The sequence below is a fragment of the Xanthomonas fragariae genome (assembly GCF_900183975.1).
GTDB classification, from domain to species: Bacteria; Pseudomonadota; Gammaproteobacteria; order Xanthomonadales; family Xanthomonadaceae; genus Xanthomonas; species Xanthomonas fragariae.
The window spans coordinates 2,886,582-2,904,967 of sequence record NZ_LT853882.1; the positions used below are offsets into that span (position 1 = coordinate 2,886,582).

Here is an 18,386-nt window from a genome sequence, read left to right on the forward strand (position 1 = left end):
GTGGTGCCGGTACGCAATAGAAAGACCTACCCAGCGAAGGATGCATTGCTAGCTTCCCTTTGGTAAGTACGCGCATTGACGTAACTGTTCGTACACAAATGTCGGCGCCACCAAATCGAACTCTTTCGTGGTGGGAATGAGCGTAGATGGCTCCGATGACCGCGCCAAAAAAGCATCCTTACCCCTTGGCGCGTGAAAAATCCTGTGTACATCCCAGGTAGGCTCGTACCAAATTTACGCAAAGGAAACCGTATCGCGTGGCATTCACTGTTTCTTCCCAGCGGATGGCGCCCATCGGTACGCTTACGACGTCCGACCACCAACGCATCTGCAACCACACTGACACGCACACTCCAAACTTGCCAAACGAAGTAACCGGATACTCCAAAGTTAATCAGTCGTCCCTGAAAAATCCCCGTCAAGCGCCAAGTGCCGTCGGTGACAGCGGCACGGCACTCAAGGATGACCATCCCATCGCCCGCATCCAGGCACGCAAAAACGCGATCCAGCGCAGCAGCCAGCGCAGGTTGTAGCCGGCCGCGCAGCCGAGCACGTGCAGCGCATCGCCTTGGGCACCTTTCAGCCTGCAGCGACGCAACCTGCAGTCGTCTTTCAGATGTCCGATCACCGGCTCCACCGCCTGCCGTCGCTTGATCCAGCGCCATTGCCGTCGCGTCAGCGTCTTGGCCTTGCCGCGATGCAGGACCTGCACGCCATCGACTTCGCGCCCGCGATCGCCCAGGTCCACGATCGCCACCGTCGGTTCTACGCTCACATCCTGCAGCAACCCGCGTGTCTGCTCCAGCTGCTCGGCCAAGGTATCGCCGTCGTACGGGTTGCCCGGGAAGCTGCGCGCACCCACGACCAATCCCTTGCAGGCGGTGACTGCAATGCCGACCTTGACGCCGAATTCGTACGCTTGACGCGCCTTGCCCTTGCCGATGCATTCCACTTCCGGGGCATGCAATGCGTACAGTTTTTGTTTGTCCTTCGGACGCTGCGTGTACAGCCGTTGCGCACGTTCCAGCCAGACAGCGATGCGCTCGCGCACGCCGGTGTTTACCTGATCGAGTTTGCGTTGGATGTCGCGCAACACCCGCCCCAATACCGTGCGTTGACGTCGCAGGACGCGCTGCATCCGCTTGAACTGGCGCGCATGCGCATACCGAACTGCCTTGCGGCTCAGGGCCGGGCCTTGCCGCGCGTAGCTCTGCCGCAATCCGATGCCGTGCCGCTTGGCCAGTAACACCAGCTTCTTGCGTGCCACCTCCAGCAAACGGCTGTCGGTCGGATAGGCGATCGCCTTCTCTTGCACCGTGGTGCCCACGATCACCCGCGACAACTCGCGTGCGTCCACCGCCTGCATCGCATGCGCGGCGTTGATGGTGTGCGCCAGCAGCTCTTCCATCCCGGCCTCACCCAGGCGCTGCCGCCAGCGCGTCAGCGAGCTGGCATCGCACGGCAAACGCGTCTGGAACACGACCTCGCCAGTGAAGAACTGCCAGTACGGATTCTCCAGCCAACGCTCGCACACCGTTTCATCGGACAGGTCGTAGGCGTGTTTGAGGTAGAGCAAACCGGCAATCAGCCGCACCGGCAATGCCGGCCGACCGCCACCGGCCTGGGTGGCCGGCAAGCGCGATGAAAGTGCTTGCTCCAACGCCGTCCACGGCATCTGTTGGCTCAGCCGCGCCAGCGGATGACGCAGGTTCTCCAGCCGCGAACGAAACAACTCGTCGGCAGGCATGTGCTCGGCAGCAGGACGGCGTGTACGCATGACTGAAAATTGCAAGAAACCAGCCTTCAGCGTAGCGAACACCGGTAGTTTTGGCACGCCGGTGCAGACATCAAGGCCTTGCGGTCGTTGGGTGGTTGGGGTTTTTCAGGGGCGACTAATCAGGACGACGGCTACTAAAGCCACTTTCTTAACTGTCGTGGGTCCCTTGCCGCTCAATGACATGATTACAACGAGAATGAGCACCAAGAGGCATGGGCCGAGAATTGAAAGATAGGTCTTCCTGATTAGCCCTGACCGACGTCCCCCCGATTTTGAGTAGCGCCTCAGTTTGGAGTCCAATTCCCTACCCCGAGGAGATTGGACGTGAAGAAGCGCTTTACCGAAGAGCAGATCATTGGCTTCCTGCGCGAAGCCGAAGCAGGCGTGGCGATCAAAGACCTGTGCCGGCGCCATGGCTTCAGTGAGGCCTCGTACTGCCTGTGGCGCAGCAAGTTCGGCGGAATGAGCGTGCCCGATGCCAAGCGACTCAAGGACCTTGAGTCCGAAAACGCGCGGCTGAAGAAGTTGTTGGCCGAGCAGCTGTTCGAAAACGACCTGATCAAGGATGCACTGCGAAAAAAGTGGTGAGCGCACCGGCGCGTCGTGCGCTGGTGCGCGAGTGGATCGGGTGCGGTGCCAGCGAGCGTCGCGCCTTGGCGGCGATCGGCATGAGCGCCAGTGCGCTGCGCTATCGCCCGTGCGAAGACCGCAACGTTGAGCTACGCGAGCGCATTCTTGCGCTGGCGCATCGCCATCGCCGCTATGGCGTGGGGATGATCTATCTCAAACTTCGTCAGGAAGGACGCGTCGTGAACTACAAGCGTGTGGAGCGGTTGTACCGCGAACAGCAGTTGCAGGTCCGGCGCCGCAGGCGCAAGAAGGTGCCGGTGGGCGAGCGCCAACCATTGTTGCGGCCATTGCAGGCCAACCAGGTGTGGTCGATGGACTTCGTGTTCGACCGCACTGTGGAAGGTCGGGTGATCAAGTGTCTGGTGATCGTGGACGACGCAACCCACGAAGCGGTCGCCATCGACGTGGAGCGCGCGATCTCGGGACACGGCGTTGCGCGCGTGCTGGACCGACTGGCACACAGCCGTGGCCTGCCGCAGGTGATCCGCACCGAGCGCGAAGCCTGCCCTCGGGGCACAACAGCAAGGAGTTTTGCGGCAGGGCGATGGTCGCCTGGGCGCACGCCCGTGGTGTGCAGCTACGGCTCATCCAGCCGGGCAAACCGAACCAGAACGCCTACGTCGAATCGTTCAACGGCCGACTACGCGACGAATGCCTCAACGAACACTGGTTCCCGACGTTGCTGCATGCACGCACCGAGATCGAACGTTGGCGACGTGAATACAACGAGGACCGACCCAAAAAAGCAATCGGCAGCATGACGCCGGCCGCTTATGCCCAACATCTGGCAAACACCGATATCATCAGGCCCGGACTCTAAACCCGGCCGCTACTCAGGGCGGGGGGACGTCGCTATTGGCACGCAGCAGGCTCGAATTTTAGAGGTCTGTTGCGTTGTTCAGACCTTGCCTAATCCGATCCCGACCTTTCCGTTGGAAGTCCCAGTGCAAACGGTTGACACACGCGAGCCCACCGCCAGTCTCAAATCCGCCGGTCATCCTCTGGTCGATCAGTATTTAGCCGCCTTGAAAGCCGGTGACGAACAGGGTGCACGGACGGCGGCGATGGCGTTCGCAATTCCCGAGCGCTGGCAGCAGACCGTTGCCGATGCGGAGCAACGGATTCTGGCGAAGCAGCAGCAATTGCCGGGCCGGGATAATCCGCTTTTCGAGCAGGCACTAACGCATCTGGAACGGCTGGGGCCGCAAGCCGGTGGGTATCTTGATCGTGTGCAGATGGAAGGCGTCGCCCTATCAGGCCAAGCTGCAACACCTGCCCAGCATCGATGCGCTGACACCAGTCCGGGATGGTCAGAGCTTGCTGGCAATCTCGAACAACCCGTCACTGATAGACCGCGCGCTCATCGATAAAACCCAAGCCGCGGCGCAACCGCTCGCTCAGAGTTTGCAGCAGCTGACGGCGGAAACGCAGCGGCAACAGGATCAGGCGTTGCTCCAAGCCCAGCAGCGGCAGGTGGAGACGCAGCAGCAGGGTTTCTCGCGATAATGCAGTCGCCGCACGGGAAACGAGATGAACGACGACACACACAATGTCCTCGCACAGATGACACTGGCCATTGGGCGGCTGGATACCTGGATGTCGAACTTGCAGGAGCAGACCAAAAATGCTCAGGCACAAATGCAAGCGACCAGGGAGAAAGAGGAGGCCAAGTTCAAGCAAGCGATGGTGGCGCAATTCCAAGATCAGCAGCAGCGGTTGGAGGCGGCGCTGCGTCCCGAGGTGGCCTGGGCCTGGAAGATCATTGCCGCGCTGGCGGGCTTTTCCGTTCTTTTGCTGGTGGGCTCGTGGCTGCTATTGAGTCAAGCCGACGCACGGCTGCGAGCCGCGCAGGCGCGTGCCGACACTATCGAAGTGAAGGCAGAAGTGCTGGAAGCATCCAAGCATATCGAAATCACTTCCTGTGGCGGCCGGCCGTGCATCAGGATCGACCGAGACACGCCTACCTGGAAGAGCAAGGGTAGCGAGTACATCCTGGTCGATACCCAGCCCGGTAAAGAAACGCGAAAGCGACCGTAAGCCACAGCTTCATAGATCAAAAATAAACAGCGTGCAGCACGATCACGTCCAGCCACTCAACATTCTTCGGCAATAGTGTCGCGCATCTGCGGTGCGTGGTTCAGAGGTTTCTTAGCATCCCATGCAGATACCGCGATGACATCCCGCGGGGCTTCATGACTCACACCGACTCCAGCACCCAACACCCAACACCCAAACGCTGGCCCGGCCGAATAGCCGGTCTCCGGTTCGATGCGGATCTGCAAGGTGACGCGGCCGGCTACTGCTGCAGGCAACGCGTAGTCGATGTCGACGAAGTCCAGGCCGCGGTTGCCGTCCAGGTGTTCGTTAGCGACCAGTTCGCCGTCGGCGAGGATGCGGAAGCGGCGGCGGGTTTCATCGCCCCAGTAGCGCAGGCGCAGGACGCGGGCCTGCGCGGTGTTGCGCAGAGTGAAGGCGATGAAGCCGCCGGTGCGGGCGTCGCGGCCGGCCCGGCGGCGGTAGCTCAGCGAATAAGAGCTTTCGCTCTGCAGCGCGTGTGCTTTCTCTGATGTTTCATCGCCCAGGGCGATGCGATCCAGGGCGCGCGCGTCGAGTACCTGTTGTTTGGCTTCCGCTGCAGCCTGCTCAGCCTGACGTTGCTGCCATTGGGCGGCGTCGCGATGCTCCAGGTAGACCGCGCTGCGGCGGTCGAATTGGGCGTAGAACGGCGAGAACCGCCAGTGCTGTGCGCCGTCGCTGTAATCAAACACTGGTTTACCAGGCACCGGCTGCAGACGTTGCAACACGTCCTCGCCACCGATCAATGCCGGGGTCTTGCCAGACCAGGGCTTGGCTGCATCGCCAAGATCGGCCGCCAATACCAACGGTCCGCGTAGCACCGACACCCAGGCCGGATCGTCTGGTGCAGCTTCCAGGCGCAGCGGCATGTCGAACGAGACTCTCAGGGTATCGCCAGCCTTCCACGCGCGTGTGAGGCGGAGGTAGCCGTCTGTGATGGCCGTGTCGACCGGCTGCCCATTGAGCTGCAGCATAGGCGACTGCGCCCAGCCCGGCACGCGCAGTGCGAGCGTGCGATGCTCTGCCGGCGCCGCATCGATACGCAGCGATGCGCTGCCCTGCTCCGGCATCGCGCTGTGCAAGGTCATATCCAGCCCGGCAGCGTCGCGCACGGTGGAAGGCACGTACAGGTTGACGTAAACGCCCTGCCCGTCCTGCCAGTAGATGGAATCGCCAAACTGCGCATGCGCTTCCATGCCGCTGCCGACGCAGCACCAGAAATCGTGAAACGGCGACGACCAGCTGCGCGCTTCGCCGGCCAGCATCGGTGTCATGTAGGTGAACATGCCGGTGCGGGGATGCTGCTGCGCCATCACGTGATTGAGCAGCGTGCGTTCGTAGTAATCGAATAGCGCGGCCTGCGGCCCCCACTGGTACAGATGGCGGGTGAGCTTGAGCATGTTGTAGCTGGCGCAATGCTCGCACGTCTGCTCGGTGAGAAAACGCGCGATGCTGTCCGGCTGCTGGAAATATTCGCGGTCGCCGTTGCCGCCGATCACGTAAGTATGGTGTTCGGTGACGGTATGCCAGAAGAAGCGCGCGGCCGCGCCCGATGCGGCATCGCCGGTGACCTCATACTCGCGCGCCAAGCCGATCAGCTTGGGGATGTTGGTGTTGGAATGCTGGTGCACCAGTTCGTCGCGCTGGGCGATCAACGGGTCGAGCACGGCGTGATGGTGCAGGCGCTGCGCCAGTGCCAACCATTGCGCGTCGCCGGTGCGTACGTGCAGCTCGACGAACGATTCGTTGAGGCCACCGAACTCGCACGCCAGCACCTGCTGCAATTGTGTGTCGTCGAGCGCGGCAAAGATGCCTTGCAGATATCCCGCCAAATCCGTCGCAACGTGTAGCGCCTGCGCGTTGTCGCAGTGCGCATGCACATCGAGCAGGCCGGCGAACAGCTTGTGCCAGGTGTAGAGCGGTGCCCAGCTGCCGTTGAGATAGAAAGGCGCCGAGTCGATCTTGCCGCGTTTGAGTTCGTCAAAGACGGCGCGGCCGCTTTCGATCTTACCTGCCGCGTTTTTGCGGGTGAATCCGGCCACATACCCATCGCCGGCATGCGCCTGGCAGCGTGCGAGTTCTGCAATCAGGTAACTGGCACGCGTGCGGCATTGCGCATCGCCAGTCTGCGCATACATCAAAGCCAATGCACTGAGATAGTGACCGAGCGTGTGCCCGGCGATAGTATCCGCTTCCCACCCGCCGTAAGCCGGCGCCTTGGGATCGAGGCCCGCATACAACGCGAAGTTGTGCAGCAGACGGTCAGGCTGCAGCCGCATCAAATAGCGCCGATTGGTGTGCAGCGCATCCAGAAACAGCGACGGCGTCAGCCTGACCTGGGCCAACGACACGGCGCGCACGCTACCCGGTTGTGCAGCGCTGGCCTGGGCCGGAAAGCGCAGGAAACCTGCAGCAACAGCCAGGCCGCTCCAGGCCAGAAAGCGCCGCCGTGATAGCGTTGGTGCGTGGTTGCAGGTCAACTCGGTTTCGTGCGCGTCCGTCATGGGCTCAGCTTAGCTCCGGGCAGCGCGCACAGACTGCGCGCGCTGTTGCAACAGTGCAGAGCAGTCGCATTGGCAACGACTGCATTGGCGTGGACGCTGCGCGCCCAGTCGAATCTGGCCGCGCAGCACAGCGATACAACACAGCGATCAGAACGTCACTGTTGCGCGCAACCAATAGAACCGGCCAAGCAGGTCGTAGGTGGACACATCGGTGTTGGCGTTGCCGACGTTGTTGGAGTAATACAGCGGCGGTTGTTTGTTGGTAATGTTGTCCACGCCCACTTCAAAACGCGTGTGCCACGGCTCAACGTTGTAGCCGAGCTGCAGATTGTTGTAGACGTAGGCGCCAATGTTGCGCACTACCGTCGGCTCGCTGGAATCGGCCGACAGGCTCTGGTCCGGATCCGAATTGCCGATAGCGGTATGTCCCACATAGCGGATGCGCCAGGTGGCGCTCCAGTCGCCCAACGCCCAGTTCACTGTGCCCAGCGCACGCCAACGCGGGAAGTTGCCGTACGCCTGCGTGTAGCGGCCGACATTGTGGATGGTGACCGAGTTCGGGTCCGTGGTATCTGGCAGCACGTCATAGCGTGTCAGATAGGTGCCGTTGAGGCTCGCGGTCACGTTGCCCCACGGCGTGGACGGCAAGCGGTAGGTCAGATTGAAGTCGATGCCCTTGGCCCACAGCTTGCCCAGGTTGACGGTGGGCTCGGCGATGTAATTGATGGTGCCGTTGCCATTGCGATGGATCAGCGCGCAGAACGCGCTGGCCGAGTTTGCGAAGCACTGATTGAGCACGGTCTGCGCCGACACCGTGGTAATGGTGTCTTCCAGATCGATGCGCCACCAGTCCGCACTCAGCGACAGGCCATCGATCCAGTGCGGGTCGTAAACCAGTCCCACGTCGTACGACTTGCCGGTTTCCGGCTTGAGTTGATAGCCCGCCACTGCCGCGCCGGACACCTTGCCCGACACCTGGCCGTCGGACTGCCTATAGCTGCCGTCGGTCGGTACGTTGGCGCAGGCAACGCGATTGCCGCCGGTATTGGCGTTGCATGGGTCGTTGACGGTCGCCGCATCGCCGGCAACACCAGCATACAACTCGTTGATGTTAGGCGCGCGGAATACCTGCGAGACCGTGCCGCGCAGTAACAAATTCTCGATCGGGCGGTACTCCAGCGACAGCTTGCTGTTAATCTTGCTGCCCACCGAGCTGTAGTCGGAAAAACGCGTGCCCACGGTGACGTTCAAGGCGTTGATGCCTGGTAGATCCTTGAGCAAGGGAAACAAGGCTTCGGCATAGGCTTCCTTGACATCGAAACTGCCACTCAAGGCGGATGAGCAGAATTCGATCACGCCGCACAGGCCGTTTTCATCGCCGGCCCATAGCTGGTCGGATGCGGTGGTGGAGCGTTCTTTACGATACGAAATACCCGCCGCCAGGCTAGCCGCACCGGCCGGCAATTCAAACAACGTGCCGTTGGCGTTGGCTTCGAATTGCTTGACGGTATACACGCTGGTCACGATTGGGTTGACCACCATGCCCTGCAAGGTTGACAGGTTGCTGCTATCGTTGAGGTTGAAGAAATTCAGCGGTGTGCAACCGGCAACCGCCGCGCCCGCACTGCCGCACTTGACCACGCCATCGCTGTCAAGGAACGAGGGACCGGTCGCCTGATTGAACGCGGCATAGTCGAGAAAGCCGTTGTTGATCGACTTCTGTTTGACCTTGCCGTAGTTGAAGTTGGCGTCCCACTGCCAGGAACTGTCGCCGAATCGACCGCGCACTCCGGGGCTGATCTGAAAGTTGTAGGTGGCGTATTGATAAGTGCGATTGCCAAGCACGGTGGCGCGCGTATTGAGGTCGTTGTAGGACGTGCCGGTGGTGCGGTCGGTGCCGAAGTCGACGCCGAATGGATTGTAGTAACTCTGCGCCGAGACCAGGATGTTGTCGCCGTTGGAGAAGATCGGACTCGGCGCGATGATCGAGGCGGATTCGGTTTTACTGAACCACGTGTTGAGGTAACCCTCCACGCTGTCGTTGAAGCGATACGTGCCCAGCACAAAGGCATTGGTGCGTTTTTGCGGGGTCTGCAGCAGGTTGAACGGCTGGTAATTGTAGGCATCAGCACTGGCGTTGTAGCAGTGGAAATCACCCTGGTCGGCACGCCCACTGACGCCACTATTGAGGCTGACGCGCCCGCAGCCATTGGACTGCGCAAGCTGCCTAGACTGGTCGGAGCCATCGTTGAAGTTGACTGCGCCGGTGGGCGTGGCCGAGGAACCCTGTTTCACCGGCTGGCCATCGGTCAGCGCCAGCGCGTCTTTGGAATAGTCGCGCGCCGCTGCCGCTACCGGGTCGATGTTGTGATGTGACAGGCCACCGATCAGGCTCCCGTGCTCCCAGGTCTTGCCGGAGGTCATGGTGAAGTTGCGTCGGTTGCCGTCGCCTTCGCTACTGGTACCGAAGTCGCTACTGAACTGCACGCCGTCCAAGTGCGTGCGCAGGATGAAGTTGACCACGCCGCCGATCGCATCGGAGCCGTACACCGCAGAAGCGCCATCGCTCAGCACCTCGATGCGCTCGATCATGCTGGACGGAATCGCGTTGACGTCGTTGTAGGCGAGCCGGATGCCGTTGACCAGCACCAACGTGCGTTTTTCGCCCAGCCCGCGCAGTGAAATCGCCGAGGCACCGGTGCCGCCGCCGTTATTGGTGTACGGGTTGGTGGCGTTACCGGCGATGGATGGCAGTTCCTGCAGCAGATCGCCGACCGTGGCCTTGCCGGTCGCGGCAATCTGCTCCTGGCTGACGGTGACGACCGGGTTGGCGGTTTCTGTATCCACACGGCGCAAGCGCGAGCCAGTGACGACTACATTATTCAGCGTTTGCGTCGCATCGCCGCTTTGGGTCGCCTGCTGCGCAGACACGGGCGCGGCCGCAGCTGCAGACAGCGCCAACAGGAGCGCGGTGGTGAGCATGCTCGGCACCGGGCGCGTGGTCACCTCAGTGGTCCGGGAGAAAGGCAACAGCAACATCGGCATTCAGGGCTCCTGATTTGTATGGCAGACAAACGATAGGCAACGCACGCCCGTGCCGGCGTACGCCAGCGCAGGTCAAGATGGATGGCAGACGCGCACGCAACGACACCTCTCGCCACGGCCATGCTGTAGCTACGCAGACAACTTGCGACGCACGTTGTCAGAACGGATGTTGGTTTCGCACTGGAGTCGCATATACGCTCCAATTTCATCAGTCGGTCACAATGTGCCTGTGCGCACGCGCCACGTCTTGTCGCATTTGTCGACAGCGCATGCGGAAAACAGCATGGTTCGCAAGTGAACGAGCGTACGCCGATGCCTTGCCTCGCGATCCAGTCCGCAATCAGGCGCGCTGCTACGTGGTGATTGCAGGTTGCATAGACCCCGCCATCGATGTCGTACCAAGGATAGTGCGCGGCGGCGGCCTTGTGCCAGGCGCGATGCGATCCGGCAGGCCGGCGTCCTTGAGGTTGCGCCAGGCGACATCGTGGAAGGCGCGCGAGCGATTGCTGGTCCCCATGCCATCGATCGACGCGACCGCAAACCACAGCCCGCTCAGCAACGGCGTCGCGATGGTGAAACTCTTCGGTATACGCGAGCCTTGTGGGCCCACGTAGATATTTTCGATCACACGATAGCGCTGCTGCAAACCAAACCGCCATCGGGGAACCGCAGTGTACGCGTGGTACATGCCGATACCCGGTACCGACCGCGCCCGCCTGACGGCTACGCAGTCGTTTTGTTAGCCACTCCAAGCCACATCGCAGCGCGTGCTGTCGGCAGCACTAGCGGCCGGCAAACATTGCGGCTGCGGCGCCAGCATTTCCCATTCCTGCACTGCGAGCCCGGCGTAATGCGTTCCGGCGCCGGAGGCATTTAGCACCACGCGTACGCAGCGCGTTATCACCGGCGCGAACGACACCGCCTCATAACGATCGGTGCGTGTGCCGTAGCTGTCGGTCGGCTGCGCCGGATGCCACTGCCTGCCTTGCCGATACTCCAGATGCCAGCGCGCAGGCGGCGCCACGCCAGTGTCAGCACCGGCCGGCTGATCGGCCCAGAGCACGATGCGGGTACGGTCCAGGGTCACCGGCTGCGCCCAGCTATATTGAATCCACTTCTGCGGTGGATTGTCCGGCGTCCAGCTTCCCCACATTTGCGGCGGCAGCGGATTGGCTTTGACGATGCCGTCGTTGAGCGCGGCCATCCAATACTGCACCGGAATCTCCGGGCCATTGGAGGCGGTGACGTAGGCGGCAGCGGCCTGATTGCGTTGCGGTGGTGTAGGCGGCTGCACGCGCCGGGTGGGTGCGACGGTGCGAATGCGCGCCGGTTGCGTGCTGTCTTCCCACTCCAGGCGATCGATCGCCACGCTGCGGCGGAAATGCCCGCCGCCCTGCGCATCGGCGGTGTGGTAAACCAGATACCACTGCGTGTTGAAGCCCACGATGCCCGGATGCGAGATGGTCGAGGACACCGGCGGCAGCACGACGCCGCGACAGGTCCACGGGCCGAGCGGCGTCGATGCGCACGCATAGGCGATACACACGTGGTAGAGCGTGGGCGTGCATGCGGAAGTGCTGCCGGCGTTGTTGGCCGCATATGCCAGGTAATAGGTGCCGTTGCGCTTGAATAGCCAGGGCGCTTCGAAATAGCCGTCGAGCGTGTCCACCCGCACCAGCACGCCCTTGAAGCTGACCATATCGCGACAACGCACCGAACGTGCCCCATTACAGATACACGCGCCCGTCGTCGTCCACCAATACGGTCGGGTCGATGTTCTGGATATCGTTGCTGCCGGACACCGACTGCGACACCACCGGCCCTTGCGGATGGGCATCGGTCCACGGGCCGAGCGGGCTGTCGGAAACCGCCACGCCAATGGCGAATCAAGGCAGGGCTATTTCCAATCGTCGATCTCCTCGCAGCCCGGCGGCGCATTCACGCCGCTGAAGGCCGCCTGCGCAGACGCCTGCAGTTGGTGCTGATCGACCTGTGAGGCGCTCTCAAGCTGCAGCGCAAAGCTTTCCTTGTACAGGTCGTGGAATTCCTCCTTGAGCTTGAAGGTGTCCGGCGTGTGGAACTGGATCTCCCACAGCGCGCCTTCCGGGCTGCGCAGCGTGACGTTGACTGCCTTGAATGCCTGCCTATGCCGCGTGAACAGGTTGAGCAGCTTGACGCGCACATGGCCTTGATTGTCCAGTGAGGCCAGCACGCCGCGCAGGCCGACGGTGAAGTGCTGCGGCTCCAATACCACGCTGTAGCGCAGCGCGTCGTTGATGCAAGCGGCCGCTTCTTCCAGGGTCTTGTGTTTCAAAGCAATCTGCTGTCTGAATTTTTCCGCCAGCGAGCCGGGCGATTTGAATTTATGGCCCATTCCCTCCAGGTGCCCACCATGGAGCTTGGCGGCGCCGATCAGCATTTTGGTGATTACGGGCTCCATCTCGCCGGCGCGTGTCCGCAGGGCCTCGGCCGCACGCACGATGTCCTCGTGCTGCACGGCGCGCAGGCGCTCGGCCGGCGGGGGCGGCGGGTCGATCAGGCCTGCCTGCTGCAGCGAGTGCAGCGCGTCTTGCATGACGCCCGCCGCCATCGTCGGCATGTTCTGCAGCAGCACCTTGGTCTGCTCGGCGTCGAAGCGGCCCTCGTGCATGGCCCGGGCAGTCGTCTTGCCGTAGGGCACGCTGCGTACCCGCTCGGCGAACGCTCGCTCGGAGCGTTCGCAAGACTCCACGATCTTGGCGAACAGCGCTGTGCCGGTGTCGGATTTCAGCGCATCGGTGCCCACCTTGATGGCGATGGTGAAGAGGTTGCGCATGCTCAGTTCCGGCTCGTTGGGGATGAACCCCGGTTGCCCCTCCGGGAACTGTGCGTGCGATAACAGGCACACCGGGTAGTTGTCGAGGATGGCGCGCAGACGTGCGTCGGCATCAGGCGCAGCCATGTAGGCCCGGGCGAGCGTTGGGAACGCCTCAGCCAGCGCGTCGGGCAGGCGCGGCGTCTCGGCTGAAGCCGGCGCGTCGGGCAGGCCTGGCGCCTCGGCTGAAGCCAGTGCGTCGGGCAAGCCTGGCGCCTCGGCTGAGCGAGCCGTTGCCAGTTCGAGCTCAAGCAGCTGCGCGTGCAGCAGTTCGGCCACTTCACGCGCCTCGGGCATGTGGGCGCGGCTGATCGCTTCGTGCGCCTGGGCGCGCAGTTGCGCCAACAACACCTCGCGATCTGTGGTCTCGCCGTCGAGTACCTGGCGCAAGCCGTTGCGCAGGTCGCGCTCGATGCCGTCGTACGTACCGAACATCATCTTGCGCGCCATCGCCTTGCGCAGCTGGTCGGGCTGCGCCATGAAGCGCGCCGCCAGGGTGCTGGCCGCGCCCATGATCTGGCCGCCACGCTGCAGCGACATGATCTCGGACAGCCGCCCGGCCTGGTAGTGGCCGCTGTCTGGGTCGATGGCCGGCGTGGCCGTCTTCGGCGGCTTGAAAGAGCGTGGCTGGCCGCGCCGCGCCGCACGATCGTCCATCTCGCGCGCGATCAGCTCCGCCAGCCTGGGGTAGCCCGCGTACACGAACGCATCGTCACCGTCGGTGTCCATGTTGCGCTTGCGCAGCTCCGGGATCGGCAGTGCGCCCATACGCCCGGGTTCCACGATGTCCTTGAGCCGCAGGCTGCCGGTGCTGAGCATGTCCTGCGGCACGGCACTGCGGTCGCGTCCGGCGGTCCAGCGCGACAGGGTTTTGAGATCTTCCTTGGAGCAGGCCAGGTCCACGTCCGCGAACTGCGCCGGCCAGTTCTGCGCCGGCACTACGATGAGCATGCCCTTGCTGTGCAGCATCGCCGGGTCGCTGCCAGCAGCGTCGCCCGCGCTGTCGTCGAAGCCGGTGTAGCTGTACTGGATGCCGAAGCACTGCGAGAGGAATTCGGCCGTGGCATCGCCTTGCGCCGCGGTAGCGACATACTCCTGCGGCACCGGCAGCAGGTTCTCCTTGTCGTAAGGCGGCTTGCCGATCAGCAAGGCGCCGCCGGCGGCGTCGAAGGCCTGGCTGCGCTCGCGCGGCAGGTGCACCTGGTTGTCGGCGGAGGGCACCGCCCGGACTCTCTGGCCCTCGTAGCCGCCGCTGGTGGCCAGCTCGTACAGCACCAGTTGGCTCAGCTCGGGCGGCAGCGCCTGCAGCCGGCGCTGCATCGCTTCGTGCGCCTCCTGCAGCGCCGCCTGGTCGCGTGGGAAGTGCTGCAGCGCCTGTGGTGCCAGCCGCGTGGGTCCCTTGTCCTTGGCCAGAAGGTCGCGCTGGGCTTGGCTAGCCCGGCCGGCCTGCACCGCTTCCCAGGCGGAGAAGTACGCACGGAAGGCAGGGATGCGCTGGGCCACCTCCAGCTTCAGAAAGCCGCAGCCATCGTTGGGGCACAGCGCCAGGGGGCGCCCGTCGGGTGCTGTGGGCTTGAATGGGTGCGCAGGGCCGCTGACGTCGTCGAAAAAGCCCAGGCGCAGCGTGCCCTCCACGACGTGGTCGCTTGGCACCATCTCCAGCAGCGAGCGCTGCATGCGCGACCAGTCCTCGCGCTGCGGGGCGAGCTTGGTGATGAGCTTCATCAGGCTGCTGCCCGGGACGGTGTCGGCATAGCGGATCGCCGGCAGCAGCGACGGCGATGCAGATGCGCCGGACAGCAGGTCGGAGGGGCGGCTCAGGTGGCCGCGCGTGGCGCGGCTGCCGCCGAACATGTCGAAGCGCCAGGGCTGGCCCTGGTAGGTGAGCGTGCGCGCGAGCATGAACGTTGAAATCGATCCCGGCAGCTGAACCTCCACCAGCGGCAGGCCCGTCAGCCGCGTGAACAGCGAGTAAGGCTTGTCCGTCTCGGTCGCGTTGGTCGACACTTGCTTGCCACGCAGATCGACCACGATGTGGGTCGTGCTGCCGGTGCCGGGTGCCGGCGCGACGGGCTGGCCGGGTGCCGAACGCATGCCCAGGCGCCCAGCGCCCAGGTCGAAGCGGCTCGGTGGATGGGCCTGCGCGATCCTTGGCGCCTCCTTGGCCATGCGCCGGTCCAGGGCGTCGAACACCTGGTCGCCCGCCTCGATCTGCGCGATCAGGTTCCAGCTCATCTCGCCGAGGTCCGCCTCGATGGCCTCGCGCGTGCGCTCGAGCGTCTGGTCGACCCATTGCGCCAGCTGCTCGCGGCGCTGGTGCAGTTCCTGGCGCGCGCCTTGGACGTGGCGCGGCTTCCATTGCCGACTCACCACCGCATAGGCCTTGAGCACCTGGAAGAACGTCAACGCCGGGCAACGTGTGGCGTGCTGTTCGGTCTGAGCCGATGCAGGTGAGCCACCGACCGTGAGGTACAAGGCGATCTTGCGCTCTACGATCGGCTGCAACGTGTTGAATACGCTCAGGGCGTGACTGCGATGGCGAGGGGTCAGCTCCGGACTGCGGATCAGCGGCAGCAGGCCCATGCACAGATTGCCTAGCCCCTCGAGGTTCGTTGCGCGTAATCCATCCTCGTGCATGAGCGCGGCAACCCGCTCGAGTGCCGGTTGCGCCAGCGGACGCATCTGGCGCTGAAGCTGCGCCGATGAAAAGGCCTTGAAGATCAGCCCGATCTCCGAGACCGAGGCGGACTCAAAACGCGCGCGGTGCAGCTCCAGGTGCCCGGCCAGTGCCTTCAGTTTGTCGCTGCCCAAGGTTTGGAATTGTTCATCGTCCAGGTGCCGCAGACGGGACAGCGCGTTGCCCAACTGGGCGAGCCCGAGCATGTCGAACTGCTGCCACGGCAACTCGGCCGAGCCTGGGCGCTCGGCGAGCAGTAGCGCTGCTTGTCGACAGGCCACCTCTGCGAGCGAATTGCTCAGCGCATTGAGCGACAAGGCCACGTCCTGTGCTCCCAGGGCGTGTCGCACATCGTGGTCTGCAGCCAGCCGCCTGGCCAAGGCGTCGATGGCCTTTTCGCAGCTCGCGCGTCCGGGCCATTTGCTCAGGGCGTTGAGCGCGCTGGTCACTTCTTGCGGGTTGAGGGCGTTGCGCAAACCGGCATCGTCGGCCAGCCGCAAGGCCAGTGCGTTGGCGGCGGTCTCGCAGTCCCGCGTGTCGGGCCATTTGCTCAGTGCGTTAGACACGTTAGCCACGTGTTGCGGGTTGAGGGCGTTGCGCAAACCGCGCTCGTCGACCAGCCGCGGGGCCAGCGCGGTGGCGGCGGTCTTGCAGTCCGGCGTGTCGGGCCATTTGCTCAGGGCGTTCAACGCGTTGGCCACTTCTTGCGGATTGAGGGCGTTGCGCAAACCGGCATCGTTGGCCAGCCGCGGGGCCAGCGCGGTGGCAGCGGCTTTGCAGTCCGGGGTGTCGGGCCACTTGCTCAGGGCGTTGAGCGCGTTGGCCACTTCTTGCGGATTGAGGCTATTGCGCAAATCGGCATCGTCGGCCAGCCGCGGGGCCAGCGCGGCGGCGGCGGTCTTGCAGCGCGGCGTGTCGGGCCATTTGCTCAGGGCGTTGAGCGCGTTGGCCACTTCCTGCGGATTGAGGCTATTGCGCAAATCGCGCTCGTCGGCCAGCCGCAGGGCGAGCGCGCGAGCGGCGGACTTGCAGACTGGCGTGTCGGGCCATTTGCTCAGGGCGTTGAGCGCGCTGGCCACGTGTTGCGGGTCGAGCGCGTTGCGCAAACGGGGATCGTCGTCGACCAGCCGCCAGGCCAACGCGCGGGCGGCCGCCTCGCAGTCCGGCGTGTCGGGCCATTTGCTCAGGGCGTTCAACGCGTTGGCCACTTCTTGCGGGTTGAGAGCGTTGCGCAAACGGGGATCGTTGTCGACCAGCCGCCGGGTCAGCGCGTTGGCGGCGGCCTGGCAGTCCGGCGTGTCGGGCCATTTGCTCAGTGCGTTCAACGCGTTTGCCACGCCTTGCGGGTCGAGGGCGTTGCGCAAACGGGGATTGTTGGCCAAGCGCGAGGCCAGAATGCTGGCGACCTTCTTGCACACCGGCGTGTCGGGCCATTTGCTCAGTGCGTTCAATACGTTGGTCACTTCTTGCGCTTTGAGGGCGTTGCACACGCCGCGATCGTCGGCCAGCCGCGCGGCGAGCGAGTGCGCCATGGACTGGCAGTCCGGGTGATCGAACCACTTGCTGAAGGCATTGAGTGCCAGACTGATGCCCTGCTCGTTCAAAGACTGCCGGGCCCGATGTTCACGCAGCAGGTAACGTGCCAGACGAGCCGCCGCGCGTTCGCACCTGCCGCTGTTGGTGTTCTTGGCAAAAGCGTTCAGTAACAGAGCCAGTTCGCGGCCAGCCAGACCCAACCGACCATCGGCTTGCCCCACCTGTGCGGCGATCCACCCGATTGCCTCCATACACGCCGGCTGGTCCGGATGCTTGCTCAACTTGTTGCCCACATGGGCTAGCTGTTTCAGCGGTGCACGGTCGAACCAACCGGTCTCGGAGAGATACTGCGCCGCGAGGTCGGTGCAACGATCAAGATCGCCAAGATCGTGTTGCGTTACACCTGCGGCCCGCCTTGCATTGGCAAGCATTTGAAGATATTTGTCGAGCCACTGCGCATTGGCTTCCGCGCTGTCGCTCCTATCCAGAAAGGGTAGGGCCAACTTGCAATCCATACGACGCGCCAACTCGTTGTCCCGCGCCATGGCGACGCACAGCAGAGCGTTGTGCTGCTGCCCCATCCAGCTGTGCGCATTCAACTGTTGCCGAGACCGCTCTCGCTCTTCCCGCAGCCGCTCTTTGGCCTCCCGATTGAGCGTTTTTTCGGTCACGCAGAGCTTCTCTGTCGTCAGCTCCACACCATGCCTTGGCCGTTGTGGGGACCGCCGATATGCCTCTTGCTCTTCCCGCGGCCGTTTCTTTGCCGCCCGATCGTGCTTTTGTTCAGTCAGGCAAAAATCCTTCGTCCGCTCCAAGCCATGCGTTGGCCGCTGTGGCCGCCGATGCAACGACGCGGCACTGGCGTCAGCGGGCATTTTGTCCGGGCGCCGCCCGGGCGTGGTATTGCGCCAGTCGATGGGATCATTGCGCCGGTGCGAGTGTGTCGCCGGCTGCTGCTGGTCGCGCCCGTGCCATGCGCTGCCACGTACTCCGGGTCGCACATGCACGGGCGCCTTGCGTTGCGGCGTCGTCCCAGGCTCCTCCTGCTCTACCCGTCGCCGTTTGGGCAGCGGCCGTGGAAGCGGCGGCTTACTGTCGCCCGTACTAGTGCTGGCTGCAGCCTGCTCCCAGATCTGGCTAGGTGGATGTTGCTCTCGAGGGAGAGACCAGTTTGTGCCGGATGAGCCCGGCTTGAAGTTGACGGGTGCCATACCGCGGATTTTGACCGGTCCACCTGCGAAGCGGCCTGCACAACGCGAAGCCTTCCAATCGTTGGCGAACGCGCTC

General features: G+C 63.5%; 6 protein-coding genes and 4 pseudogenes. 3 read left to right on the top strand and 7 right to left on the bottom strand.

What is annotated here, in order from left to right:
- Nucleotides 1-418 precede the first annotated feature (418 nt).
- Nucleotides 419-1,777 carry an IS5 family transposase gene (locus tag PD885_RS13395; RefSeq protein ID WP_065975124.1) on the bottom strand — a complete coding sequence of 453 codons (1,359 nt, stop codon included), beginning with the start codon at nucleotides 1,775-1,777 and terminating at the stop codon, nucleotides 419-421.
- Nucleotides 1,778-2,101: 324 nt separating this feature from the next.
- Here PD885_RS13395 and PD885_RS13400 point away from each other — a divergent pair.
- Together PD885_RS13400 and PD885_RS20840 are read left to right on the top strand one after the other, a co-directional pair.
- Nucleotides 2,102-3,227 (top strand): annotated as a pseudogene (locus PD885_RS13400) (IS3 family transposase).
- Nucleotides 3,228-3,351: 124 nt separating this feature from the next.
- Nucleotides 3,352-3,777 (top strand): hypothetical protein, encoded by a 426-nt coding sequence (locus tag PD885_RS20840; RefSeq protein ID WP_145954105.1) that lies wholly within the window; start codon nucleotides 3,352-3,354, stop codon nucleotides 3,775-3,777.
- On the opposite strand, the gene PD885_RS22900 is transcribed toward PD885_RS20840, so the two are convergent.
- The gene (locus tag PD885_RS22900) at nucleotides 3,749-4,051 is read right to left on the bottom strand and encodes a hypothetical protein (protein ID WP_167699501.1); all 303 of its coding nucleotides are present in this window, start codon (nucleotides 4,049-4,051) and stop codon (nucleotides 3,749-3,751) included. The two genes, PD885_RS20840 and PD885_RS22900, sit on opposite strands and share 29 nt — an antisense overlap.
- On the opposite strand from PD885_RS22900, the gene PD885_RS13410 reads away from it, so the two are divergent.
- Nucleotides 4,004-4,444, top strand: coding sequence for a hypothetical protein (locus tag PD885_RS13410; protein ID WP_231895779.1), 441 nt, complete (start codon nucleotides 4,004-4,006; stop codon nucleotides 4,442-4,444). The two genes, PD885_RS22900 and PD885_RS13410, sit on opposite strands and share 48 nt — an antisense overlap.
- Before the next feature lie 173 nt (nucleotides 4,445-4,617).
- Here the strand turns inward: PD885_RS13410 and PD885_RS13415 are convergent.
- The 5 genes and pseudogenes from PD885_RS13415 to xopAD all read right to left on the bottom strand — a co-directional run.
- Nucleotides 4,618-6,987 (bottom strand): annotated as a pseudogene (locus tag PD885_RS13415) (beta-L-arabinofuranosidase domain-containing protein); the annotation flags it as partial.
- A gap of 147 nt (nucleotides 6,988-7,134) precedes the next feature.
- Nucleotides 7,135-10,032, bottom strand: a complete 2,898-nt coding sequence (locus PD885_RS13420; protein WP_002810909.1) for a TonB-dependent receptor — start codon at nucleotides 10,030-10,032, stop codon at nucleotides 7,135-7,137.
- Between the two features lie 377 nt (nucleotides 10,033-10,409).
- Nucleotides 10,410-10,675 (bottom strand): annotated as a pseudogene (locus PD885_RS13425) (prolyl oligopeptidase family serine peptidase); the annotation flags it as partial.
- Nucleotides 10,676-10,771: 96 nt separating this feature from the next.
- Nucleotides 10,772-11,918, bottom strand: a pseudogene (locus PD885_RS13430) (family 43 glycosylhydrolase); the annotation flags it as partial.
- An 11-nt stretch (nucleotides 11,919-11,929) separates the two neighbouring features.
- Entirely contained in the window at nucleotides 11,930-18,106 is a 6,177-nt protein-coding gene (gene xopAD / locus PD885_RS13435) for a XopAD/skwp family type III secretion system effector (protein WP_425513147.1), read from the bottom strand.
- Nucleotides 18,107-18,386: the final 280 nt, after the last annotated feature.